The 21,484-nt window shown below is 72.7% G+C and carries 26 protein-coding genes; 10 read left to right on the forward strand and 16 right to left on the reverse strand.

Annotated features, from left to right (window positions below):
* From M4D53_RS16795 to M4D53_RS16870, 16 genes are all read right to left on the reverse strand, one after another.
* The coding region (locus M4D53_RS16795; protein ID WP_187663403.1) for a flagellar hook protein FlgE at positions 1–1,157 on the reverse strand (1,157 nt) is incomplete at its 3' end.
* Between the two features lie 25 nt (positions 1,158–1,182).
* Positions 1,183–1,641: a flagellar hook assembly protein FlgD gene (locus M4D53_RS16800; protein WP_259955183.1), complete on the reverse strand. Its 459-nt coding sequence runs from the start codon at positions 1,639–1,641 to the stop codon at positions 1,183–1,185.
* Between the two features lie 14 nt (positions 1,642–1,655).
* On the reverse strand, positions 1,656–3,020 hold the full coding sequence (locus M4D53_RS16805; protein WP_259955185.1) for a flagellar hook-length control protein FliK: 1,365 nt from the start codon (positions 3,018–3,020) through the stop codon (positions 1,656–1,658).
* A complete protein-coding gene (locus M4D53_RS16810) occupies positions 3,017–3,439 on the reverse strand; it encodes a hypothetical protein (protein WP_259955187.1) in 423 nt (140 codons plus the stop codon). Before M4D53_RS16810 ends, M4D53_RS16805 begins: the two co-directional genes overlap by 4 nt.
* Entirely contained in the window at positions 3,436–4,728 is a 1,293-nt protein-coding gene (locus M4D53_RS16815; protein ID WP_259955189.1) for a FliI/YscN family ATPase, read from the reverse strand. Before M4D53_RS16815 ends, M4D53_RS16810 begins: the two co-directional genes overlap by 4 nt.
* Positions 4,725–5,333 carry a FliH/SctL family protein gene (locus M4D53_RS16820; RefSeq protein ID WP_259955191.1) on the reverse strand — a complete coding sequence of 203 codons (609 nt, stop codon included), beginning with the start codon at positions 5,331–5,333 and terminating at the stop codon, positions 4,725–4,727. The genes M4D53_RS16815 and M4D53_RS16820 overlap by 4 nt, the downstream gene beginning before the upstream one ends.
* The gene (gene fliG, locus M4D53_RS16825; RefSeq protein WP_187663408.1) at positions 5,323–6,327 is read right to left on the reverse strand and encodes a flagellar motor switch protein FliG; all 1,005 of its coding nucleotides are present in this window, start codon (positions 6,325–6,327) and stop codon (positions 5,323–5,325) included. Before fliG ends, M4D53_RS16820 begins: the two co-directional genes overlap by 11 nt.
* Positions 6,324–7,946: a flagellar basal-body MS-ring/collar protein FliF gene (gene fliF, locus M4D53_RS16830; protein ID WP_259955193.1), complete on the reverse strand. Its 1,623-nt coding sequence runs from the start codon at positions 7,944–7,946 to the stop codon at positions 6,324–6,326. The genes fliG and fliF overlap by 4 nt, the downstream gene beginning before the upstream one ends.
* Positions 7,946–8,206 (reverse strand): flagellar hook-basal body complex protein FliE, encoded by a 261-nt coding sequence (gene fliE / locus M4D53_RS16835; RefSeq protein WP_259955212.1) that lies wholly within the window; start codon positions 8,204–8,206, stop codon positions 7,946–7,948. Before fliE ends, fliF begins: the two co-directional genes overlap by 1 nt.
* Positions 8,207–8,247: 41 nt before the next feature.
* Complete coding sequence (locus M4D53_RS16840; protein WP_071327494.1) at positions 8,248–8,643, reverse strand: flagellar basal body rod protein FlgC; 396 nt, start codon at positions 8,641–8,643, stop codon at positions 8,248–8,250.
* Positions 8,640–8,981, reverse strand: a complete 342-nt coding sequence (flgB, locus tag M4D53_RS16845; protein ID WP_025104347.1) for a flagellar basal body rod protein FlgB — start codon at positions 8,979–8,981, stop codon at positions 8,640–8,642. The genes M4D53_RS16840 and flgB overlap by 4 nt, the downstream gene beginning before the upstream one ends.
* A 112-nt stretch (positions 8,982–9,093) precedes the next feature.
* Positions 9,094–9,390 (reverse strand): hypothetical protein, encoded by a 297-nt coding sequence (locus tag M4D53_RS16850; RefSeq protein WP_259955195.1) that lies wholly within the window; start codon positions 9,388–9,390, stop codon positions 9,094–9,096.
* Complete coding sequence (fliS, locus tag M4D53_RS16855) at positions 9,387–9,773, reverse strand: flagellar export chaperone FliS (protein WP_187664103.1); 387 nt, start codon at positions 9,771–9,773, stop codon at positions 9,387–9,389. The genes M4D53_RS16850 and fliS overlap by 4 nt, the downstream gene beginning before the upstream one ends.
* A gap of 2 nt (positions 9,774–9,775) precedes the next feature.
* Positions 9,776–11,164 carry a flagellar filament capping protein FliD gene (fliD, locus tag M4D53_RS16860; RefSeq protein ID WP_259955196.1) on the reverse strand — a complete coding sequence of 463 codons (1,389 nt, stop codon included), beginning with the start codon at positions 11,162–11,164 and terminating at the stop codon, positions 9,776–9,778.
* Between the two features lie 88 nt (positions 11,165–11,252).
* Positions 11,253–12,083, reverse strand: coding sequence for a flagellin N-terminal helical domain-containing protein (locus M4D53_RS16865; protein WP_197971868.1), 831 nt, complete (start codon positions 12,081–12,083; stop codon positions 11,253–11,255).
* A gap of 81 nt (positions 12,084–12,164) precedes the next feature.
* Positions 12,165–12,968, reverse strand: a complete 804-nt coding sequence (locus M4D53_RS16870) for a sigma-70 family RNA polymerase sigma factor (RefSeq protein WP_259955198.1) — start codon at positions 12,966–12,968, stop codon at positions 12,165–12,167.
* A gap of 218 nt (positions 12,969–13,186) precedes the next feature.
* On the opposite strand from M4D53_RS16870, the gene flgN reads away from it, so the two are divergent.
* The 10 genes from flgN to M4D53_RS16920 are packed head-to-tail and all read left to right on the forward strand — an operon-like array spanning position 13,187 to position 21,327.
* Entirely contained in the window at positions 13,187–13,669 is a 483-nt protein-coding gene (gene flgN / locus M4D53_RS16875; protein WP_259955201.1) for a flagellar export chaperone FlgN, read from the forward strand.
* Positions 13,670–13,682: 13 nt separating this feature from the next.
* The gene (gene flgK / locus M4D53_RS16880; protein ID WP_259955202.1) at positions 13,683–15,092 is read left to right on the forward strand and encodes a flagellar hook-associated protein FlgK; all 1,410 of its coding nucleotides are present in this window, start codon (positions 13,683–13,685) and stop codon (positions 15,090–15,092) included.
* Positions 15,093–15,105: 13 nt separating this feature from the next.
* Positions 15,106–15,987 carry a flagellar hook-associated protein FlgL gene (gene flgL, locus M4D53_RS16885; protein ID WP_259955203.1) on the forward strand — a complete coding sequence of 294 codons (882 nt, stop codon included), beginning with the start codon at positions 15,106–15,108 and terminating at the stop codon, positions 15,985–15,987.
* The gene (locus M4D53_RS16890) at positions 15,984–16,355 is read left to right on the forward strand and encodes a flagellar assembly protein FliW (protein ID WP_187663415.1); all 372 of its coding nucleotides are present in this window, start codon (positions 15,984–15,986) and stop codon (positions 16,353–16,355) included. The genes flgL and M4D53_RS16890 overlap by 4 nt, the downstream gene beginning before the upstream one ends.
* Before the next feature lie 58 nt (positions 16,356–16,413).
* Positions 16,414–17,031 carry a tRNA (adenosine(37)-N6)-threonylcarbamoyltransferase complex dimerization subunit type 1 TsaB gene (gene tsaB / locus M4D53_RS16895; protein ID WP_259955205.1) on the forward strand — a complete coding sequence of 206 codons (618 nt, stop codon included), beginning with the start codon at positions 16,414–16,416 and terminating at the stop codon, positions 17,029–17,031.
* Positions 17,028–17,516, forward strand: coding sequence for a ribosomal protein S18-alanine N-acetyltransferase (gene rimI / locus M4D53_RS16900; RefSeq protein WP_259955207.1), 489 nt, complete (start codon positions 17,028–17,030; stop codon positions 17,514–17,516). Before tsaB ends, rimI begins: the two co-directional genes overlap by 4 nt.
* Positions 17,513–18,601, forward strand: a complete 1,089-nt coding sequence (tsaD, locus tag M4D53_RS16905; RefSeq protein ID WP_187663418.1) for a tRNA (adenosine(37)-N6)-threonylcarbamoyltransferase complex transferase subunit TsaD — start codon at positions 17,513–17,515, stop codon at positions 18,599–18,601. The genes rimI and tsaD overlap by 4 nt, the downstream gene beginning before the upstream one ends.
* Positions 18,598–19,080, forward strand: a complete 483-nt coding sequence (locus M4D53_RS16910) for a hypothetical protein (protein WP_259955208.1) — start codon at positions 18,598–18,600, stop codon at positions 19,078–19,080. The genes tsaD and M4D53_RS16910 overlap by 4 nt, the downstream gene beginning before the upstream one ends.
* Before the next feature lie 11 nt (positions 19,081–19,091).
* The gene (locus M4D53_RS16915; RefSeq protein ID WP_259955209.1) at positions 19,092–20,156 is read left to right on the forward strand and encodes a hypothetical protein; all 1,065 of its coding nucleotides are present in this window, start codon (positions 19,092–19,094) and stop codon (positions 20,154–20,156) included.
* Positions 20,140–21,327, forward strand: coding sequence for a hypothetical protein (locus M4D53_RS16920; protein WP_259955211.1), 1,188 nt, complete (start codon positions 20,140–20,142; stop codon positions 21,325–21,327). Before M4D53_RS16915 ends, M4D53_RS16920 begins: the two co-directional genes overlap by 17 nt.
* Positions 21,328–21,484 lie beyond the last annotated feature (157 nt).

Raw genomic sequence — 21,484 nt, forward strand, 5'->3', positions numbered from 1 at the left:
CGCTTGAGGTTCGTGAGCTCCTGGAGCACCTCGTCGCTGGTGGTGATGATGCGGGCGTTCGCCTGGAAACCGCGCTGCGCGACGATGAGGTTCGTGAACTCCTGGGAGAGGTCGACGTTCGACATCTCCAGAGCACCGCTGATGATGCCGCCGAGGCCGCCGGTGCCGGGCTGTCCGAGCTCGGCCTGACCCGAGTTGCCGCTCGGACGGAACTGCGACGAGCCGACCTTCTCCAGACCCCCGGGGTTGACGAAGCCGGCGAGCGCGATGCGGGCCAGCACCTGGGTGTCGCCGTTGCTGAACGTGCCGACGAGGCTGCCGTCGTTCGTCAGGGCGTAGGAGCTCAGCGTGCCGGCCGGCTTGCCGTTCTGCTCCTTGATGGCGATGTCGCTGACGTCGGCGAAACCGGTCACCCCGGACAGGTCGACGGTGACGCCGCCGGACACGATGCTGCCCGCGCCGTTCTGCACGCCGTCGGTGAAGGTCAGCGCGGTGCTCGCGCCCGCGCCGTCGGTGACGTTCCACCCGGTCGCGCTGCGCGTGAAGGTCAGGCGCAGGGTGGAGGCGGAGCCGTCGGCGCCGTAGGTCTTGATGTCGCGCACGAGCGTCTCGCCGACCGGGGCGCCGGAGGGCAGGTTGCCCGTGGCCCGTGCGGTGGTGGTGGCCGCGGCCGGGCTGAGGGCGCCGACCGGGAGGGTGATGTCGCCGATGCCCTGGCCGGGGACGATCGCGCCGTTGCGCGCCGTCCACCCCTGGACGAGCGCGCCGCCGGCGCCGACCAGACGGCCGCTCGCGTCGAAGGTGAAGCCGCCGTTGCGGGTGTACAGCGTCTCGCCACCGGAGCGGACGACGAAGAACCCGTCGCCCGAGATCATCAGGTCGGTGGGAACGCCGGTCGGCTGCGGGGCGCCGCCGGCGAAGTTGGTGCTGATGCCGGCGACCTGCACGCCGAGCCCGACCTGGGCCGGGTTCTGTCCGCCCGTCGCCTGCTGCGGCAGCATCGAGTTGCGCAGCAGCTGGGAGAGGGAGTCCTGGAACTGCACGGACGAGGCCTTGAAGCCGGTCGTGTTGACGTTGGCGATGTTGTTGCCCGTGACGTCGAGCATGGTCTGGTGCGAGCGGAGTCCGGAGATTCCGGAGAAGAGGGAACGGAGCATGGTGATGCCTTTCTGGGGAGCGGGGTCAGGCAGCGGTGCCGGGGACGAGGGAGACGCCGGAGACGGCGTCGAGGGGGATCGACTTCTCGCCGATGGTCACGGTGGGGATGGCTCCCGCATAGGAGACCGCGGTGACGATGCCCTTCTGGGTGACACCGTCGGGGTCGACGTACTGCGCCTCCTGGCCGAGGAGGGCGGCGGCGGTCTGCCGCATGCTGAGCGCGAAGCTCTCGGTGCTCGTCGAGGCGAGCGCCGTCAGCTGCTCCATGGAGGCGAGCTGCGTGGTCTGCGAGATCATCTCGTTCGTGTTCATGGGGGAGCTCGGGTCCTGGTTGGTGAGCTGGGTCACGAGCAGCTTGAGGAACACCTCGGAGTCGAGCGTCTTCTTGCGCTCGGTCGCCGGGGTCGTGCTGCCGGTCTGCACACCGGACGTCGGCGTGGCACCCGGCGGGAGGGTGCCGGTGATGGAGTCGACCGTGGTCATGGGGTCCTCTCTGGTCAGGCGTAGACGTCGATGCCGCCGAGCGGAGCGACGGGCGGTGCGGGAGGGGGCGGGGGTGGAACTTCTGCCGGCGTCGGCGGGACGGCGGAGGCGCGCGCGGTCGCCTGGTGCCGCTGGGCATCGGCGCCGCCGTTCCCGGTCTGACCGCCCGTCCCTCCGTGCTGCGGCGAGGAGGGCGAGCCGTCCGACGTGGTGAGGCTGAGGGTCGCCTGCGGAGCGGCGATCGCGAGATCACGACGGAGGTCGCCGAGGATGGCGCGCAGCGCGTCCCGCCCGAGCTCGCCGGGGGCGTGCAGCTCGATGCGGATCGTGGACCCGGCGATGAGGGCGCGCACGGTCACGGGGCCGAGGTTCTCCGGCGAGACGGTCAGCGTGATCCGGTGGTCTCCGTCCGGGGCCTGGGCGAGGGACACCACGGGGGCCGCCACCTGCGGGAGGAGAGCCGGGCGGGCCGGCGCGGCGACCGCGCTCGGCGGTGCCGCGGGGGCGAGAGCGGTGGCGGCGACCGGGCTCGGGGCGGCAGCGGACCCCGCGGCCACGGGATCGACGCTCGGCGGGGCCGCGGCCGGCGCGGAGACCGATGCGGGGATCGAGGGTGCTGCCGGCACCGGGACCGTGTCGTCGGCGGTCGTCGCCTCTGCAGCGGAGGGTGAGGGCACGATCGACGTGCGAGCCGGCGCGGCTGCGGAGACTCGGGGCAGGGAGAGGTCGGTTCCGGTGGCCGTCCCGTTCCCGACGGCGGTGCCGGGGGGCGCGACTTCTCCGGTCTCTCGACCCGGGGTGGGGGGCCGCAGGCCCGGTCGGACGGTCGCCGGGTCCGGAGACGGTGCGACCGGCGGCGCCGACGTCGGGAGGAGCGGGGCCGCCACGGCGTCCCCGGCATCGGACGACGAGGCGGAGGAGGCGGTACCCGCGGTCTCCCCGGAGGCGGGCGTCGCCGCCGCGCCCGCCGTGCCCTCGCCGGGTACGAGGAGGGCGTCCTGCCCGGCGGCGGACGGGAGGCGCGGAGGCGAGACCGCCGTGGGTGTCTCCGTCGTCGCCGGAGGTGCGTCCGATTCGGCGGAGAGGGCTGGCACGAGTGGCGCGCCGGCACCCGCGGGCGTCGACGGGGCCGGGAGCACCGGCGAGACGGTCGCGGCGCCCTCGACCGGAACGGCGGCCGCAGGCTCGGCCTCGGTCGTGGTCTCCGCGGCGCTGCCGGTGTCGTCGGTCGCACCGGGACCGGGGGCCGCCGTCTCCCGCACCGCATCGCGCACAGCCTCGGCGAACGCGGTCGCACCGGGCGAGCCGGCGCGTGCGGCTGGGGCGGAGGGACGCACGGGGCGGGCATCCAGGGCGGTGAGGAGGTCGAGCGCGGTCATGCCGTCCCCTCCGTCCGCGAGCGTGCGGCGATCTCGTCGAGCTCCGCCTGCTCGGCGTGCAGGTCGGCCGTCCGCACGGCTACCGCGTGGTTGTCCGCGAGTCGTTCGAGGCCGCGGAGCGTGCGCCGGGCGTCCGCGTGCGCGGACCGCGCCTCCGCGACCGTCTCCTGCTGGAGGTCGGCCAGCGCGGTGAGGTCGGCGAGCAGCGCCCGCCCGGAGACCCGGGCCGCGGCGAGCGCAGCGAGGGTGCGCACGTCGACGGCCTCCGTGTCGGTACCGGCCAGGTGTGCGCGCAGGGCCCGGTCCCTGGCCTCGGTGTGCTGCGCGTCGATGACCGCGCGCGAGAGGCGCTGCGCGGCGGCGCGCTCCTGGATCTCCCGCACGCGCAGGAGACCGGCGAGAGAGAACCCTCTGCTCATGATACCCCCTCGAAGGCGGAGACGAGGCCGTCCAGCCGCGCCCAGGACTCCTCGATCGCGCTCGTCTCGTCGAGCGGCTGGGTGAGGAAGGCCGAGATGGCGCGCTCGTGTGCGATCGCCGCGTCGATGCGGGCATCGGCACCGGCGTGGTAGGCGCCGATGTCGATGAGGTCGTTCGCCCGGCGTCGGGCCGCGAGCACGGCGCGGAGGGTGGCCGCCTGTGCACGGCGCTCCGGACTCGTGATCTTGCCGGCCACGCGGGACACGGACCCGAGGACGTCGATCGCGGGGTGGTGGCCGGCGAGGGCGAGCGCGCGATCCAGCACGACGTGGCCGTCGAGGATGGAGCGGACCGTGTCGGCGATGGGCTCGTTGTGATCGTCGCCGTCGACGAGCACGGTGTAGATGCCGGTGATGGACCCGGCGCGGTCGGTGCCGGCGCGCTCCAGCAACCCGGCGAGGAGGGAGAAGGTGGACGGCGGGTAGCCGCGGGTGGCCGGCGGCTCACCCGCGGAGAGCCCGATCTCGCGCTGGGCCATCGCGACCCGGGTCAGCGAGTCCATCATGAGGATCGCGTGGGCGCCCTCGTCACGGAAGGCTTCCGCGATCCGGGTGGCGGTGAACGCGGCACGGATGCGGGCCATGGCCGGCTGGTCCGAGGTCGAGACGATGACGACGGAGCGGGCGAGTCCCTCCGGCCCCAGATCGTCCTCGATGAACTCCCGCACCTCGCGACCGCGCTCGCCGACGAGGGCGATCACGGTGACCTCGGCCTCGGTGCCGCGGGCGATCATCGACAGCAGCGACGACTTCCCGACCCCTGACCCCGCGAACAGGCCGACGCGCTGTCCGCGGCCGACGCTGACGAGGGTGTCGAGGGCGCGCACGCCGAGGGGGAGCGCGGTGTCGATGCGGTCGCGCTCCATGATCGAGGGGGTGTCGTGATCCAGGCTCACGTGCGGCGCCGCGAGCGGACCCTTCCCGTCGATGGGGCGTCCGAGCCCGTCCAGGACCCGGCCGAGCAGCGCCGATCCGGTGGGAACCCTCACCGGGCCGCCGCGGCCGCGCACGGGGGCGCCGACGGTGAGCCCGGCGACCGAGGCGAGCGGCATGCAGCGCAGCCCGTCCTCCCCGGTCGCGACGACCTCGGCATCGATGCCGTCGAGCGTCACCACGTCCCCCACGGCGCCGTCGAGTCCGCGGACCTGCACGCTGAGGCCGCGGACCTGCGAGACCTCGCCGATCCGTTCCGGACGCGCCGCCTCGAGCACCGCCGTCCAGGCGCTCACGGCGCGGCCTCCGCGACCGCGCGGCGCGCCCGGTCGAGGGCGGTCCCCACCCTGGCGTCGATGACACCGTGCTCCAGCACGGCCACGGCGTCGCCGCGGGTGAGGTTCTCGTCGGGCACGAGCGTGAGTCCGGAGATGTCCTCGCCGGCCTCTGCGGAGAGGACGCGGAGGTCGTCCGGGTGCAGACGGAGGCGACGTACGGCGGCCGCATCGGTCGCGCTCAGGGCGCGGCGGGCCGCGGCGGCGGCCGACGCTCCTGCGTCGCTCAGCTCCGCGGCGATGATCAGTTCCGCGAGGTCGATCGCATGGGAGTGCACCTGGCTCGTCGCAGCGGACTCCAGCTCCGCCTCTCGGGCGGCGAGGGACCGCGCGGCGGCGTGCAGGGCGGCGACGGCGGCGGTGACGTCCGCGGCGCGGGCGCGCTCCCGTTCGGCCAGCTCGGCCTCGGCGACGCGACGGGCGGCGTCGGCGTCGGCCGCGCCCGCCCGGAAGCCCGCGGCGTGTCCCTCCGCGTACCCGCGGCGGCGGGCGCGCTCCTGATCCGCGCGGTGGTCGGAGCCGCCGAGCCGGGGGAACGCAGCGGGGGCGAAGGCGTCAGTAGACATATTCGTCCTCGTCCGCCCGCTGCACGGTGATGTCTCCCGCGGCCTCCAGGGCACGGATCGTCCGGACGATCTCGGCCCGCGCCTCCTCGACCTGGGAGACGCGCACCGGGCCCAGCGTCCGGGCCTCCTCGTCGAGGTTCTCGCGGTTGCGCTCGGACACGTTGCGGCGGATGAGGTCGACGATCGGCTGCTGCGCCCCCTTGAGGGCGAGAGCCAGGGAGCGGATGTCCATGCCCCGCAGCACGCGCTGGGTGTCCCGGTCGTCGAGCTTGACGATGTCCGCGAACGTGAACATGCGCGAGCGGATGTCCTCGGCGAGGGCGCTGTCGCGGTCCTCGATGCTGGCCAGCAGCGCCTTCTCGATCGTCGCTCCCGAACGCCCGATGATCTCCACCAGCGGCTCGACGCCGCCGAGCACCTCGGGGCTGTCCCGCGAGGCGAGGCTGCCGGTCCGGGCCTTGAGGGCGTCGGCGACGATGACGATGGCCTCCTGCGAGGCGGTGCCCATGGTGGCGATGGCCTGGGCGACGTCGGTCCGCGCCGGATCGGGCAGCGCAGCGAGGACGGCGGCGGCCTGTTCGGCGGGGAGATGGGCGAGCACCAGGGCGACGGTCTGCGGCAGCTCCCCGTCGAGGAGCGTGGCGAGGTGGGCGGCGTCGGCGGAGGCGAGGAAGTCGAACGATGCGCTCATCGACGTCGAGCCGACCCGGCCGAGCACGGCTGCCGCCCGCTCGGAGCCGAACGAGGCCTCCAGCAGGCCCGCGGCGATGTCGCGTCCGCCGCGCGCCGGCGGGAGGTGCCCCGCGGCGATGCGATGGAACTGCCCCAGCGCCTGGACCGTGGTCTCCGCGTCGAGATCCTGCAGCCCGATGATCTCGGCGGCGACGGCCTCGGCCTCCGCCTCGGAGAGGTGCTTCATGACCTCGACGGCCTGCGCGCGGTCGAGGTTCATCAGGACGATCGCGGCCGTCTGCCGATCCGTCAGTCCGCTCATACCCGCGACCTGTCGTCGATGAGGGTGCGCAGCAGCTCCGCGGTGCGCTGCGGATCCTGACGGGTGAGCGCGGCGATCTCGGCGCGGCGGCGCTCGAGGCTGATCTGCGTGGGCTCGGGCTCGGGATCCGGGTCGAGGTCGGGTACCGGCTCGAGGAAGGCGAGCGGCGTGGTCGGCGCCTCCAGCACGGCCGTCGGCGCGTCCGCCGAGAGCGCGGACAGCTCGACAGGACGATCGCCGAAGAGCTGGTCGAACTCCTCCACGCCGCGCGCCTTCCGCCGGGAGCGGACGATGAGGGCGGCGATCGCGGCGATGAGCGGGATGGCGATGGCGGCCGCGATGATGACGGTGTTCAGGAGGGCGGCCTGACGGGCACCCTCTTCGGCCTCCTTCGCCGCCTGCAGCGCGGCCTGCGCGGCCTCGGCATCGGTCTGGCTGAAGGCGACGAGTTCGACGGCGAGCTCGTCGCCGCGGGTGCGGTCGATGCCGGCGGCGGTGGCCACGAGGTCGCTGAGCTGGGCGGAGCTGAGGTCGCCCCCGGCCCCGGCGTCCACGGCGACCGACACGGACTGCCGCAGCAGGGTGCCGGCGGGAGTGGAGGTGCTCTCCGTGGCCTTGTTGACGGCGTTGGTGCGCGTCTCCTCGGTGTTCGTGTAGGTGCCGTCGCCGTTCCCGTTCGGCACGGCGATGTTGTCCGGACCCAGGACACCGGCTTCGGAGGTCGATCCGTTGCTGTTCTGCTCACGGACCTCCTCGGTGAGCGGGGGAGCGCCCTCGGCCGGGGTGTAGGTCTCCTCGACGCGTTCGTTCACCGAGCGGTCGATCTCGGCGACGACGGTCACGGTCGCATTCCCCGGGCCGACCACGGTGTCGAGCATCTGCTGCACGCTCGCGGCCACGCGGGCCTCGTAGTCGCTCGCCTGCTGATCGAGTCCGCCGGTGGCCCCGCCGCCCACGGTCGAGAGCGTGCGCCCGGTCTGATCGACCACGGCGACATTCTCCGGCTTCATGCCGCTGACGGCCGCCGAGGTGAGGTGCACGATGGCCTCGACCTGCTTCTGGTCGAGCGTCGTGCGTCCGGCGGTCTCCACGAACACGGAGGCGGTCGCATCGACGGTCTCCGACACGAAGACGCTCTCCTCCGGGATGGCGAGCTGCACCGAGGCCGCGGAGACGCCGTCGATGGCGGAGATCGTCGCGGCGAGCTCGCCCTCGATCGCGCGCTTGTAGGTGACCGACTGCTGGAACTCGCTCGTGGTGACACCCATGTCGTCCAGCAGCGAGTACCCGGCCGATCCGGCGCTCGGCAGCCCGGCGGAGGCGGCGGCGAGCCGCTGGTCGTACACGTCCTTCTCGGGGACGAGCACCGTGGCGCCGCCGTCGGCGAGCTCGTAGGGCACGGAGGCGGAGCGCAGCTGCTCCACCACGGCGTTCGCGTCCGAGGCGTTCAATCCCGAGAACAGTGGGGTGTAGGTGGGGCGGCTGAGCCAGCTGGACAGCGCGATGATGCCGAGCGCGAGCACCGCGATGCCGATGATGGCGATGGTCCGCTGCGCGAGCGAGAATCCGGCGACCACCCGCCGCATCCGCTGGAACGCCCCGGTCACTGCCGGGGGCATCAGGCCTGCATCCGCATGATCTCGTTGAACGCGTCGACGCCCTTGTTGCGGACGGCGGCGACGAGTTCGAGGGTGACGGCGGCGCGCGAGGACGCGATCATCGCCGCATGGATGTCGTCGAGGTCCCCGGTCACGGCCGCGACCTTGAGGGTGTCGGACTCGGACTGCAGCGAGCGCAGTTCGTCGATCGCTCCGGTGACGCTGTTCGCGAAGGCCGAGTCGTCGCCCGTCTTCGCGCCCGTGACGGGCGAGGTGGTCATGCCGAGGGACGAGGCGACGGCCTCGATGCCGGCCACGGCGCTCACGCGTTCCGTCCGATCTGCAGCGCCGCCTCGTACGAGTTGCGGGCGCGGTCCACGATCGCCGCGCTCGCCTGGTATCCGCGCTGCGCGAGGATCAGCTGGCTCATCTGGTCTCCCAGGTCGATGTCGGGGTAGCGCACGTAGCCGTCGGCGTCGGCGAGCGGGTGGTCGGGCTGGTGCACGAGCCGGCCCTCCGCATCGCCCTGGACGGTCCCGGCGACGTAGACGCCGGGGGACTGGTCGCTGGTCTGGGCCAGGATGTAGCGTGCCCGGAACGCCGCGCCGTCGGTGGGTGTCGCCGTGTTGATGTTGGCGATGTTGTCGCTGATGGCGTCGAGCCACTTCCGGTGCACGGTCAGCCCCGTGCCGGCGATCCCGATGGCGTCGAAGGTCATGACGTCCTCATCGCGGTGCGCATCGAGGAGAACGACCCGTTCACGGCCTGGGTCGCGAACTGGTAGCGCAACATGGTGTCGATGCTGGAGAGGGTCTCGGTGTCGAGGTTCACGTTGTTGCCGTTCAAGCGCGTCGGCTCGAGCGAGGTCCCGACCGTGGCGGACACGTCCCCGTCGCCGGCGGCGATCGAGTCGGCGAGCGCCGCCTCGAACTGCACACGCTTGGCGTGGTAGTCGGGGGTGTTGATGTTGGCGATGTTGTCGGCGATGGCTCGCTGGCGCAGCGAGAGGCCGTTCAGCGCACTCGTCAGTGCGGTGATGGTCACAGAGTCGAACACGAACCGGCTCCCCGTGTGTGGGCGAAGTGGCCGTTCCCTGGCCGAGTCTTGCGAGCCATCCGTGCTCTCGGGAGACTGTCGGCCGTCCGTGCGGTTTCGTTAGGAGGGTCGCTCACCCGTCCACATCGAGGTAGGCGGGAGCATCCGGCGGGCGGGGTACCGGAACCCGGCGGACGGCTCCGAGGTGCTGCCGCAGCCCATCGAGCTCCGACCGGGCGCGTTCCATGGCGGCGTGCTGCCGGTCGATCACCGCGCGGGCGCGGTCGGCGAGGTGCGGCGGGAGCGGCGAGGACGGCGGCGCCCAGGGGATGATGTCATGCACCTCGACGGCTCCGGCCGGCGCGGTGAGGATCCGGTCGGCGTCCGCCTCGAGCCGGTCGAGCAGCGCGGCCCAGTCCTCGTCCGTCATGCGCGGCCCTCCGCGACGGCCAGGGCGGCGGTGTGCCAGGCGTCGCGCAGCGGCACGACGAGCTCGCGGCAGGCATGGGTGCGCTCCGGGTCGCGGCCGATGTTGGCGCCGATCAGCGTCTGCGACAGGAACACGTACAGCGAGCGCAGTCCGGCGCTGCCGCTCCATCCGTCGGTGAGGGAGGACGACAGCTCGGCCACGATCGCCTGCGCGTGCTGGAGCTGGGTGTTGGCCTCGGCCCAGTCGGCCGCCCGCTGCGCCGTCTCCGCGCGCTCGATGTCGAGCAGGAGCCGGTCGTAGAGCATCGTGACCAGGCGCTCCGGCGGGGCGGACAGGATGGCGTCCTCGCGGTACCGCTGCTGGGCGCGCAGGGCGGCGTTCATGCTCACGAGTCCGACCCGGAACGGCTGCTCGGCAGCGAGTTGATCTGCGAGGCGAGGTAGGAGGACTGCGACTGCATCTGCGACAGCATCACCTCGAGGCGGGCGTAGGTGCGCTCCAGCGAGGCCTTGCGCTGCGCGAGGCGCACGTCCCAGCGCTCCATCTGTTCGCCGAGGCTCTTGACCTCGCTCTCCTGGCCCGTGATCCGCGAGGTGAGCAGCCCGTCGTACTTGTCCGAGTAGGACGTCGCCGTCTGCTCCACACGCGCCGCGACCGCGGAGAAGAGAGCGCCGACGGCCGCGGGGTCCTTCGCCAGCGCCTCGGAGAACTTCTCCTCGTCGAAGGTGAGCTTGCCGTACATGTCGGTCGAGATGCCGACCGTGGAGGGGGAGACCCCGTCCACCGGGTGCTGGATGGCGTCGGCGAGGGCGGTCCGCAGGCCGCGGATAGTGCCGTCGCCGGTGAAGACGCCGAGCGTCGTCTTCTCGCCCTGTCCCGCGGCGACGGTGGCCTTCGAGCCGTTGTCGATGCGGGTGAAGATGTCGGTGAGGAGGGCGATGAACTCGCCGGAGGCCTTGGCCCTGGCCTCGCTGTCGACGGCGACGGTCACGGTGACGGGGGACGTCGAGACGGTGGAGACCGTGACGTCGACGCCCTCGAAGAGATCGGTGAAGGTGTTGCCGGACGAGGTGATGACCTGTTCGGCCGCGGTGCCGGCCCAGAGGCGCAGCTGCGCGTCCGTGCCCGTGGCGATGACGGCCGCCCCGGGCTCCGTGGACACGTCCGTGGCGGTGCCGGCGGTGACGGCGGCGAGGTCTCCCGCGTAGACGCGGAAGCGTCCCGCCTCGCCGGGCTCCTCGGCCCGGAGCTGCAGGCGGTAGACGGGGGTGCCGTCGGCATCCTTTCCGGCGGGGACGGCGGTGGCGAGGACGCCCGTGTCGGCGTCGTTGATGGCCTGGGCGATGTCCTGCATCGAGGTGGAGTCGGCCTGCACCTGCACGCGCTTCCCCGTGGCGTCCTCGAGGGTCAGCACGGGCGGGTCCGCGGGCCAGCGGGAAGCGGCGGCGGAGACGACGGTGTGCGCCTGGGCGACGCGGTCGACGACGATGTCGGTCGACACGGGCGCGGCGCCGGTGCGCAGGGCGACCTTCACCGATTCCGACGACGAGGTGCCGGTGAAGCGGTCGAGACCGCCAGGCGCTGCGGCCTTCTCGGCGGCGGCGGCGAGGTTCTGCACGGCGGTGTTCAGGGTGCGCAGCTGCGTCATGACGACGTTCTTGTCGTCGATCTTGGCCTTGAGCAGCGTGCGGGGGATGGCGTGCACGTCCATCAGCGCCTTGATGACCTCGGTGGTCTTCAGCCCCGACACGAGGCCGTCGAGCGAGAGCGACATGCGGCTTCCCTTCTGTGTGCGGCGGGGCCCGGGCGACGGCCGAAGCCGTCACCCGGACCCCCGGAGTGATTCCGTGCGGCGGCGCGGGTCAGCGCAGCAGCTGGAGCACGCCCTGGTTGGCCTGGTTGGCCTGGGCCAGCATGGCCGTTCCCGCCTGCGACAGGATGTTCGCGGACGTGAACTTGACCATCTCGGACGCCATGTCGGTGTCGCGGATGCGGCTCTCGGCGGCGGCGAGGTTCTCGGCCGACACGTTGAGGCTGTTGATGGTCGACTCGAAGCGGTTCTGCAGCGCACCGTAGCCGGCACGTGCGGTCGAGACCGCCTGGATCTGCGTGTCGATGCCCGCCAGAGCCGCGCCGTACGTCGCCGCGTCCGTCATGCCGGCCGCGAGCGTCTTGATGTCGGCGCCGAGCGTGGCGAAGTTGGTCAGGCCCACCGAGATCTGGTCCTCGGCGGCGACCGCACCCGCACCCACCTGGAACGTCAGCGTCGCGCCGCCCGAGAGCAGCTTGATGCCGTTGAAGTTCGTGCTCGACGCGATCCGGGTGAGCTCGTCGCCCAGGGCGGAGATCTCGGTCTGGATGGCCTCGCGCGACTTCGCGTTGTTCGAGTCGTTCGCGCCCTGGTTGGTCAGGTCGCGCACGCGCTGCAGGATGGAGTGCACCTCGGTCAGGGCGCCTTCTGCGGTCTGGATGACCGAGATGCCGTCCTGGGCGTTGCGAGCCGCGACGTTCAGGCCGTTGACCTGCGAACGCAGGCCCTCGGAGATCGCGAGGCCGGCGGCGTCGTCCGCTGCGCGGTTGATGCGCAGACCGCTCGAGAGCTTCTCGAGCGACTTCGACAGGTCGTTCTGCGTGTTGGACAGGTTGCGGTAGGCGTTGAGCGCGCCCACGTTGGTGTTGATCTGCATACCCATGAGGGTTTCCTCCGTGATGTGTTGTACGGGAGACCATCCGTGGTCTCCTGCCCTGACCTATCGGCGGAGGATGCGGACGCGTTAGGCGGGGGCGGCGGCGCGGAAGACGTCGCCGATCCGGACGCCGGCGGCCTCGGCGATGCGGCCGAAATAGGCGTCGCGTGCGGCAGGCGAGACGCGGGTGGTGGTCGTGGTCGCTGTGCCGCCCTCGGCGAAGTACCGGTCGAGGGCGTCGCGGAGCAGGCGCACGGCCTCCGACCGCTGCTGCGAGACGGCCGAGTGGGTCACGCCCAGCTCCTCGGCGATCTCCTTCACGGGCCGCTCCTCGATGTAGACGGCCACGATGATGCGCCGCATGCGCTCGGGGAGGGCGCCGATGGCGTGTTCGAGCACCTCACGCCGTTCGCCGACCATCGCCGACTCCTCCGGCAGCGGGATGTCGGCGACGAGATCGCGCGTGGCGGGGTCGTCCAGCGGGGCGACGGTGCGTGCGGCGTCCGCGAGGGCCTCGACGACCACCTCCTTGGGGGAGCCCATGGCGGTGGCGATCTCGGTGGCGGTCGCCGTGCGGCCGAACGCGGCGGTGAGGGTCTCGCGGACGGCGACCGTCTCCTTGATGCGCTTGCGGATGCCGCGGGACGCCCAGTCCATGGCGCGCATCTCGTCGGCGAACGCGCCGAGGATGCGTCGACGGGCGTAGGCGCCGAAGGGGACGCCGAGCGCGGGGTCGTACGCGTCGGCGGCGGTCACGAGGGCGAGCGCGCCGACGGCGGCGAGCTCTTCGCGGGGGATATGGGTAGCCCGAGCATGGGTGTCTGCAGCGAGGTAGCCGACCAGGGGGAGGTTGGCCTCGACGAGGCGGTTGCGCTCAGCGCGCGACGACATGGGGGATGATCCACCTCTCTGGATGCACTCCGGAAGCTCATGGCGAGGGATAGATGGCCATATCACAAGGTCCGAGATATGTCCATGGGGAGCACTAACCGCCGCCAATGCACATAGTAACCTTAGGGGCGCGGCGGCCGATAGAGATTTATGAACCGTTAACAGGCGGGCCGATCGCACCCGCGTGGGGCGGGGGATCGCTGGGGACAAAGGGGATCATGGGAGCCAACGAACTATCGATGCAGCTCTGGCGCGAGCGCGAGCTGCTCGAGATGCTGCTTTTCAAGCTCGACGAGCAGCAGCTGCTGCTCGCCGCCGGCCGGTCGCACTGGATCCAGTTCGCGGCCAGGGAGATCGATCAGGTGCTCGACCGCCTCCGCGCGGCGAGCCTGGCCAGGGCCGTCGAGGTCGCCGGTGTCGCCGAGGAGTGGGGGGCTCCTCAGGACGCGACGATCGGTCAGCTCATCGAGCACGCTCCGGACGGAGCCTGGGGCGATGTCTTCACCGACCACATGCGTGCGCTGGTGAAGCTGACAGCGGAGGTCGAGCAGATGCGCGACGCCGGCGCGGAGCAGCTCAGCGGAGTGCTCCGCGCCACGCAGGAGACCATCGCCGCTCTCGGCCAGGAGAGCGGCGAATACACCACCCGCGGCGACCGCGCCCGCGAGGACGCCGCCCGCATCATCGACACCGAGATGTGACCGAGAGGGATTCATGTCGACCTTCAGTGGACTGACCACCGCCGCCAGTGGCCTCGCCGCCGCACGGCGGGGCATGGACGTGGTCGGGCAGAACATCGCCAACCAGAAGACCGAGGGGTACACGCGGCAGCGCGTCGAGACCTCCTCGATCGCCGCCGTCGCGCAGACGGGCCGCTTCAGCATGGGCGCGCTCCCCGGACACGGCGTCTCGATCGACGGGGTGTCCCGCCTCGGTGACGCGCTGCTCGACGCCCGGGTCCGCGACACCCTCGGCGCTTCCGGCTACTGGGCCACCCGCGCGCTGGCAGCGACGACTGCCGAGTCGGCCCTCGCGGAGCCGACCGACAAGGGCCTCGCCAACCGGCTGACCAGCTTCTGGGCGGGCTGGCAGGACCTCGCCAACACCCCGGATTCGGGTGCGGCGGCCGCGAGCATCCTGGAGTCGGCGAAGGAGCTCGCCGCCCATATCTCCGGCGGCTACCGCACGGTCGCCGCGCAGTGGACGGCCGCCCGCGGGACCGCCGAGCGCACCGTCAGCCAGGTCAACGCCGCCGCCGACCAGATCGCGGTGCTGAACAGCGAGATCCGGGAGGCGCTGGCCTCGGGGCGATCGGCCAACGAGCTCACCGACCGCCGCAACCTGCTCGCGGAGGACGTGGCCCGGCTCGCCGGCGCGACGGCCACCGTGGAGACGGACGGCACGCTCACGGTCCGCCTCGGCGGCAACGCCCTGGTCTCCGGCGGCGACGCCCGTCACATCGCGCTGACCGGCTCGGCGACGATCGACGGCGCTCCGCGCGTCGGGGTCGCCTGGGAGTCGGTGCCGGATCTTCCCCTCGTCGTCGACGGGGGAGAGCTGGGCGGCTCCCTCGCGGTGCTCGCCCCGGCCGCCGACGGCGGGATGCTGGCGCAGCTCGCCGCGACATACGACCGCGTCGCCACGGCGCTCGCGGAGTCGCTCAACGCCCAGCACCGCGCCGGCGTCACGGCGTCCGGACAGCCGGGCGGCGACTTCTTCACCCTCCCGGCCACCGGCTCCGCCGCGCTCGGGATGCAGGTGGCCGTCAGCACGGCGGCCGACCTCGCCCTCGCCGCCCCCGGGGCCGGAGCCAAGGACGCGACCAACGCCGACCTCATCTCCCAGATCGGGCAGCGCGCGACCTCTCCGGACGCACTGTGGACCGATCAGGTGACCCGCTTCGGCGTCGCCACCGCGGCCGACGTGCAACGCGCGAAGGTGTCGGATGCGGCGGCTGTCGGCGCCGTCGGTGCGCAGCAGTCCGTCGCGGCCGTGGACGGCGACGAGGAGACGATCAGCCTCCTCACGTACCAGACCGCCTACCAGGCGGCGGCCCGCGTGCTCACCGCCGTCGACGAGGCCCTCGACGTGCTCATCAACCGCACGGGCGTCGTCGGACGCTGATCGGAGAAGCTCCATGATCTCTCGCGTGACCCAGACCACGATGACGCAGACGGCGATGCGCCAGCTGCAGTCCAACCTCTCCGAACTCGCCCGTCTGCAGGAGCAGGCCACGTCGCAGAAGGCGTTCGCCGCCCCCTCGGACGACCCGGCAGCGGCGGCGGCCGCCCTCGCCCTGCACGCCGAGCAGCGGCGCACCGAGCAGTATGCGCGCAACATCGACGACGGCCTGGCCTGGGTGACTGCCGCCGACACGGCGATCACCTCCAGCACGTCCCTGCTCTCGCGGGTGCGGGACCTCACCGCGCAAGGGGCCAACGACGGGGCGCTGGACGCCACGGCGAAGGAGGCCCTCGCGGTGGAACTGGAGGGCATCCGCGACGAGCTGCTCGCGCAGGCGAACACCCGGCTGCTCGGCCGGTCCGTGTTCGCCGGCACGTCGGACACCGCGGCCTTCGCGTCCGACTACTCCTACAGCGGTGTCGCCGGCTCCGAGGTCACCCGCCGCGTGTCCGATGCGGCGGCCGTCCGCGTCGACACGGACGGTGCGGCGGTGTTCGGCACCGGGGACGACTCGGTGTTCGCCCTCGTCGACCGCATCGTCGCCGATCTCCGCTCCGGCACCAACGTGGGGCCCCGACTCGGGGAGATCGACGACCGCCGCACGGCGATGCTGGGCGTGCAGGGCGCGGTCGGCACCAGACAGGCTCAGATCGAACGCGCCAAGGAGGCGGCAGTGCAGAATTCCGTGTCCCTCGAGTCCCGCCGCGCCGCGGTCGAGGATGTCGACTCGGTCGAGGTGCTCATCCGCCTGCAGGCGCAGGAGCTCGTCTACCGCTCGGCGCTCGCCGTCAACGCGCGCGTGCTGCAGCCGACGCTGATGGACTTCCTGCGATGACCGCCGTGCTCACCTTCACGGCCCCACCGCCCGGGCTGGCTCCGCACGTGGACTTCGCCCTCGCACCCGTCGACGGTGCGGACGGGCTCTTCGCGATGCGGGCGGTCGAGGACGACGCCCTGCGGCTCTACCTCGTCGACCCGAACACGGTCCTGGCGGAGTACGCGCCGATCCTCACGGACGCCCAGGTGGCCGACCTCGCTCTCGCCTCGGCGGACGACGCCTTCGTGCTCGTGGTGGCCCACCCCGGCGCCGACGGCGTCAGCGTCAACCTGCTGGCGCCGGTCGTCGTGAACCGGGCGACGGGAGCGGCGACCCAGGTCATCCTCGAAGGCCAGGACTACCCGGTGCGGGCGCCGCTGGGCTGACCCGCGCGGGTGCCGGGGCGCCGGGCGTGACGGGCGGGGTGACGACTACCCTGGAGACGTGATCCTCGCCGTCGACACGTCCCTTGGCACCGCCGTCGCCCTCATCGACCCGGACGGGACGTCTCGTGCCGAGGCCGGTACCGCCGATCCGCTGGGCCACGCCGAGGTGATCGGCGACCTCGTCCACGACGTACTCCGGGAGGGGGGAGCCGACGGCATCACTCACGTCGTCGCCGGCATGGGCCCCGGTCCGTTCACCGGACTGCGCATCGGCATCGCGACCGCCAGGGCGTTCGCCCTCGGGCGCGGCGTCCCGGTGGTGCCGGTGCCGAGCCATACGGCGGCCGCGCTGACGATCCAGTCCACGGTGACCGGGCCGTTCGCCGTCGTCACCGACGCCCGCCGCCGCGAGGTCGCCGTCACCGTGTTCGACGGACAGGATGAGGACGGGATCCCGCGCACGATCGCCGACACGGTGCTCGTGCGGGCCGCCGACGCCGACGATCATCTCGCCGGTCTCCGCCGGGTCGACGTGACGACGCTGTCCGCAGCCGACCTCGCCAGGGTGGGAGCGCGCGCATTCGCCGCCGGGCGGGCCCTCGCGGGGGACGAGCCGCTCTACCTGCGGCACCCGGATGTGTCCCTGCCCGGTGCTCCGAAGAAGGTGGGCGCATGACGCTCCGGGACGCGCGGCCGGACGATCTCGACGCGATCATGGCCATCGAGCAGCGCTCGTTCCCGACCGACGCGTGGAGCCGGGACACCATGGCGAGCGAGCTGGCGAGCCCGCACGGCCGCTACCTCGTCGACGAGCGGGGCGGGGCGATCGTCGGATACGGCGGCATCCGGGCGCTGCAGGGCGGTGCGGACGCCGACATCCAGACCATCGCCCTCCTCGCCGAGGTCCGGGGTCAGGGCCGCGGGCGCGCGCTGCTGCGTGCGCTGCTCCAGGCGGCCGCCGACCGCGGGGCGCTCGAGGTGTTCCTCGAGGTGCGCGCCGACAACCCTCCGGCCGAAGGACTGTATCGCGCGGAGGGCTTCGAGGAGATCGGCAGGCGCCCCCGCTACTATCAGCCGGATGACGTGGACGCGATCGTGATGCGTCTGGATCTGCGCCGCCACCCGGCGCCCGCCGACACGCCGGAGGAGGCGACCGCATGAGTGAGCCCCTGGTGCTCGGCATCGAGACGAGCTGCGACGAGACCGGCATCGGCATCGTGCGCGGTCGTACGCTGCTGTCCAACACGATCGCCTCCAGCATGGACGAGCACGCCCGGTACGGCGGCGTCGTGCCGGAGGTCGCCGCCCGCGCGCATCTCGAGGCCCTCCAGCCGACCATCGACGCCGCGCTCGCCGAGGCCGGCGTCCGTCTCGCCGACCTCGATGCGGTGGCCGTGACCAGCGGTCCGGGCCTCGCGGGAGCGCTCATGGTCGGTGTGGGGGCGGCGAAGGGACTCGCGGTCGCCCTGGACAAGCCGCTGTATGCGGTCAATCACCTCGTCGGTCACATCGCGGCCGACATCCTGACGCCGGACTCGGCGCCGTTGGAGTATCCGACGATCGCGCTGCTGGTCTCCGGCGGCCACACCTCCCTGCTCCACGTGCGCGATCTCACGACCGACGTGGAGCTGCTCGGCGAGACCGTGGACGACGCCGCGGGCGAGGCTTTCGACAAGGTCGCCCGACTGCTGTCCCTGCCCTACCCCGGCGGCCCCGAGATCGACAGGGCCGCGGTGGGCGGAAACCCGGACGCGATCCGCTTCCCGCGCGGGCTGTCCCGCGCTTCCGACCTCGCGAAGCATCGCTACGACTTCTCGTTCTCCGGGCTGAAGACCGCGGTCGCCCGCTGGATCGAGCGCTTCGAGGCCGAGAACGCCGAGGCGGGTGCCGACGCCCGGGACCTCCCGATCGCCGACGTCGCTGCCAGTTTCCGGGAGGCCGTCGTCGACGTCCTGGTCACCAAGGCGCTCAACGCGTGCGCCGACCTCGGAGTGCCGCGGCTGCTCCTGGGCGGCGGTGTGATCGCGAACCGTCGGCTCCGCGACGTCGCCCTCGCCAGGGCCGCCGAGGCCGGCGTCACCGTGCGCATCCCTCCGCTGTCGCTCTGCACGGACAACGGCGCCATGATCGCGGCGCTGGCCGCTGAGCTCATCGCGTCCGGGCGCCCCGCATCGACCCTCGGCTTCGGCGCCGACTCGACCCTGCCGGTCACCGAGATCCAGGTCGCGGAGGCGGTGCCGGCGTGACCGGGCTCGCGCAGGAGCCGGAGTCGGACGGGGCCACGCCCCGTGCGCGGGTCGAGCGCGCGAGCGGGCAGGTCGAACGCCCGGCAGGGACGGCGCGCCTTCCCGGAGCCCCGCGCGAGGGCTACACGAAGCTGCCGACCGGTCCGGTCGGCATCGAGCCCGTCGTCGTGACCGGGCCCGACCTCGACCACGGAGAGGACGAGGGCTGGGAGCCGGCGGTCGAGCCCGCCGTCGTCGACGACACCCGCCTGGCCCCGTGGGCGCTGCTGGCGGCGATCGTCGCCCTCGGCGCGTCGTTCTTCGTCGGGTGGGGGATCCCGGTCGCGATCGTCGCGGTGATCGCCGCCATCATGTCCCTCCGGCGCCCCGTGGAGAACCGGGCGATCGCGCGCTGGGCCCTCGTGCTCGGCCTGTGCGCGACCGTGTACAGCCTGGGATGGCTGGTCTGGGCGGGGATGCAGTTCGAGAGACTCGGCTAGGCGGGCTGGCCATGACGGACGACGACGACGTCGAGGAGCGCAGGGCCCTGCAGCGCAAGGCTTTCGGCCCGGGCGGAGGCCTCACGGACGCGGAGGCCGCGCGCCTGCGACAGCTCGACGCCGCCCGGCGAAGCCCGTCGCCGGTACCTCCGCCGTCCCTCGGCTCCTTCGCCGCTGCAGAGGACGACGACGAGCCGTCGGCCGGAGACGACGCGCCCGTGGAGCCGGACGAGGAGTCCGCGGACATCGTCACCGCTCAGAGCGACGTTCCGGCTCAGAGGCGGCGGCGCCGTTCCCTCGGCATGCTCGCGCTCGGCGCGGTCGTCGTGCTCCTCCTCGGGGTCGGCGTCGGATGGCTGGCGTTCGGCCGGAGCGGCGGCACGGCGGTCTCCCTCAGCGCCGAGCAGCAGGGATGGCAGTCCGATCTCGTCGCGTCCGGACGATTCGACCCGGGCTCGGTGCGCGCGCTCGCGACGGAGGACGACGCGGTCATCTGGGTGGCGACGCAGAACGGGGGTGCGAGCATCTGCCTGGTCCTGGGCGCAGGGGAGAGCACGACGCCGAGCTGCAACCAGCGGGAAGCGGTGCAGGAGGACGGCCTCTGGGGCGAGGTGACGACCCAGCGCGACGACGAGTACACGCGCCAGGTCATGGCCCATCTGCTCCTCACGCCCGACGGTGAACCGGCGGTGAGCGTCGACGTCTCGGAGTACGGCTCCGGCGAGGGCGGCCCCACCTACGCGAACGAGGCGGAGACACGGACCGCCGAGCGCCTGGCCGATGACGGCTTCGACCCGAACTCGATCTGGGTCGCCGGGTACGACCGCGACGTCCCGATCTGGACGGCCTCCGAAGGGGAGACGGGTCGGCAGTGCCTCATCTACGACGGGGCGACGGCCGACGCGCCGCGGGCCTGTGAGACGACGGAGACGCTGCAGGAGCACGACGGTCGGCTGCGGTTGCAGGTGACCGACGCGGAGACCGGCGGAATGACGACCTACGAGCTGCCGACCTCCGGTTTCGGGTCGTTCGTGATCATCCGAGAGGGGAGCGACGTCGGTGCGGGAGGAGACTGACCGCCAGGGCTCCGCTGCGGCGGAGGAGCGCCGAGCACTGGAGCGCGCGGCCTATGGTCGGGACGGCGGACTCGACGCCGCCGGTGCCCGGCGCCTGCGCGAGCTCCAGGAGGAGCATCGACGGCAGGAGCTTCCGGCGGAGGAACGGCCGACGACAGCCTCCGAGGCGCTCCCGGTGGCGGAAGACGAGGGTCGGGAGTCCGATCCGCCGCCGGCTTCCGACGCATCGCCGCTCGCCGCGGCCGGAGCACCACCCGCACCCGTCGAGACGGGCGCGCCGATGCGGGCGCGCGGAGTCGTGCCGGTGCTCGTGGCGGCAGCGGCCCTCCTGGCGATCGGCGTCGGGGCGGGGTGGGCGCTGTTCGCCCCGCGGTCGGAGGCGTTCCCCTTGACCGAGACGCAGGAGCAGCGACGGATCGAACTCGCCGGGGAGGACTACGACCCCGGCTCCGTGCGTCCGGTGGCGGAGGCGGAGGGCGCGCTCGCCTGGTTCGCCACGCAGGATGACGGGGCCACCCGGTGCCTGATCCTCGACGTGGGTGAGGACTCCCAATCCACCTGTCTGGCAGCGGAGGAGGAGCTGGGGCCGGGCCTGTACGCCGCGCTCCCCGTGGCGGCCTCCGATGCCGGTGACGACGAGGACTCGTTCTCCACCGACAGCGTGACGGCGGTGATGCTGTTCTCCACCGCGGACGAGCCGATGGTGAGCATCCAGCGGTGGGGCGGAAGCTCCACGCTCTTCGCCCAGTTCGGGGAGGAGCAGCGCCCGAGGGTGAAGGAACTCATCCGCGACGGCTATGACCTCAACCTCACCCTCCTCGGCTCGTTCCGCGAGCAGCCGGTGTGGCTGGGCGACCGCCGTACGACGACCGGCCCCGCCCAGCGCTGCCTGATCGTCGACGCCGACGGTTCGCGGCAGTGCGCCACCCTCGACGAGGCGCTCCAGTCCGGGCTGCGCGTGCAGCTCCTCGACGTGGATCAGGAGACGGGAGAGCTGCTGTCGGCGTCCGTGGTCGAGGTGGCCTTCACCCGCTGGCAGATGCCGTACCTCACGGTGACCTCGGGCCCGGCCGTGGTCGACGAGGCGACGGGCGAGTCGTATCTCGTGACCACCGGGCCGCCGGGGGATCCGATCCGCGTCGACATCCCTGGCCGCGACCCGGACGACTGATCGCTCTCAGTCCGCGGCGGGCACCCGGTCGGCGAGGATCGCGCGTCGCTGATCGCCGAAGCGGGCGAGGATCAGGGTCGCCTCGGCGTCGCCGCGCAGGGTCAGCTTGCGCCGGAAGGCCGCGGGGGGGGGCGGGGCCCCCCCCGGGGGGGTGGTG

It is taken from the genome of Microbacterium meiriae, from assembly GCF_025143875.1.
GTDB classification, from domain to species: Bacteria; Actinomycetota; Actinomycetes; order Actinomycetales; family Microbacteriaceae; genus Microbacterium; species Microbacterium meiriae.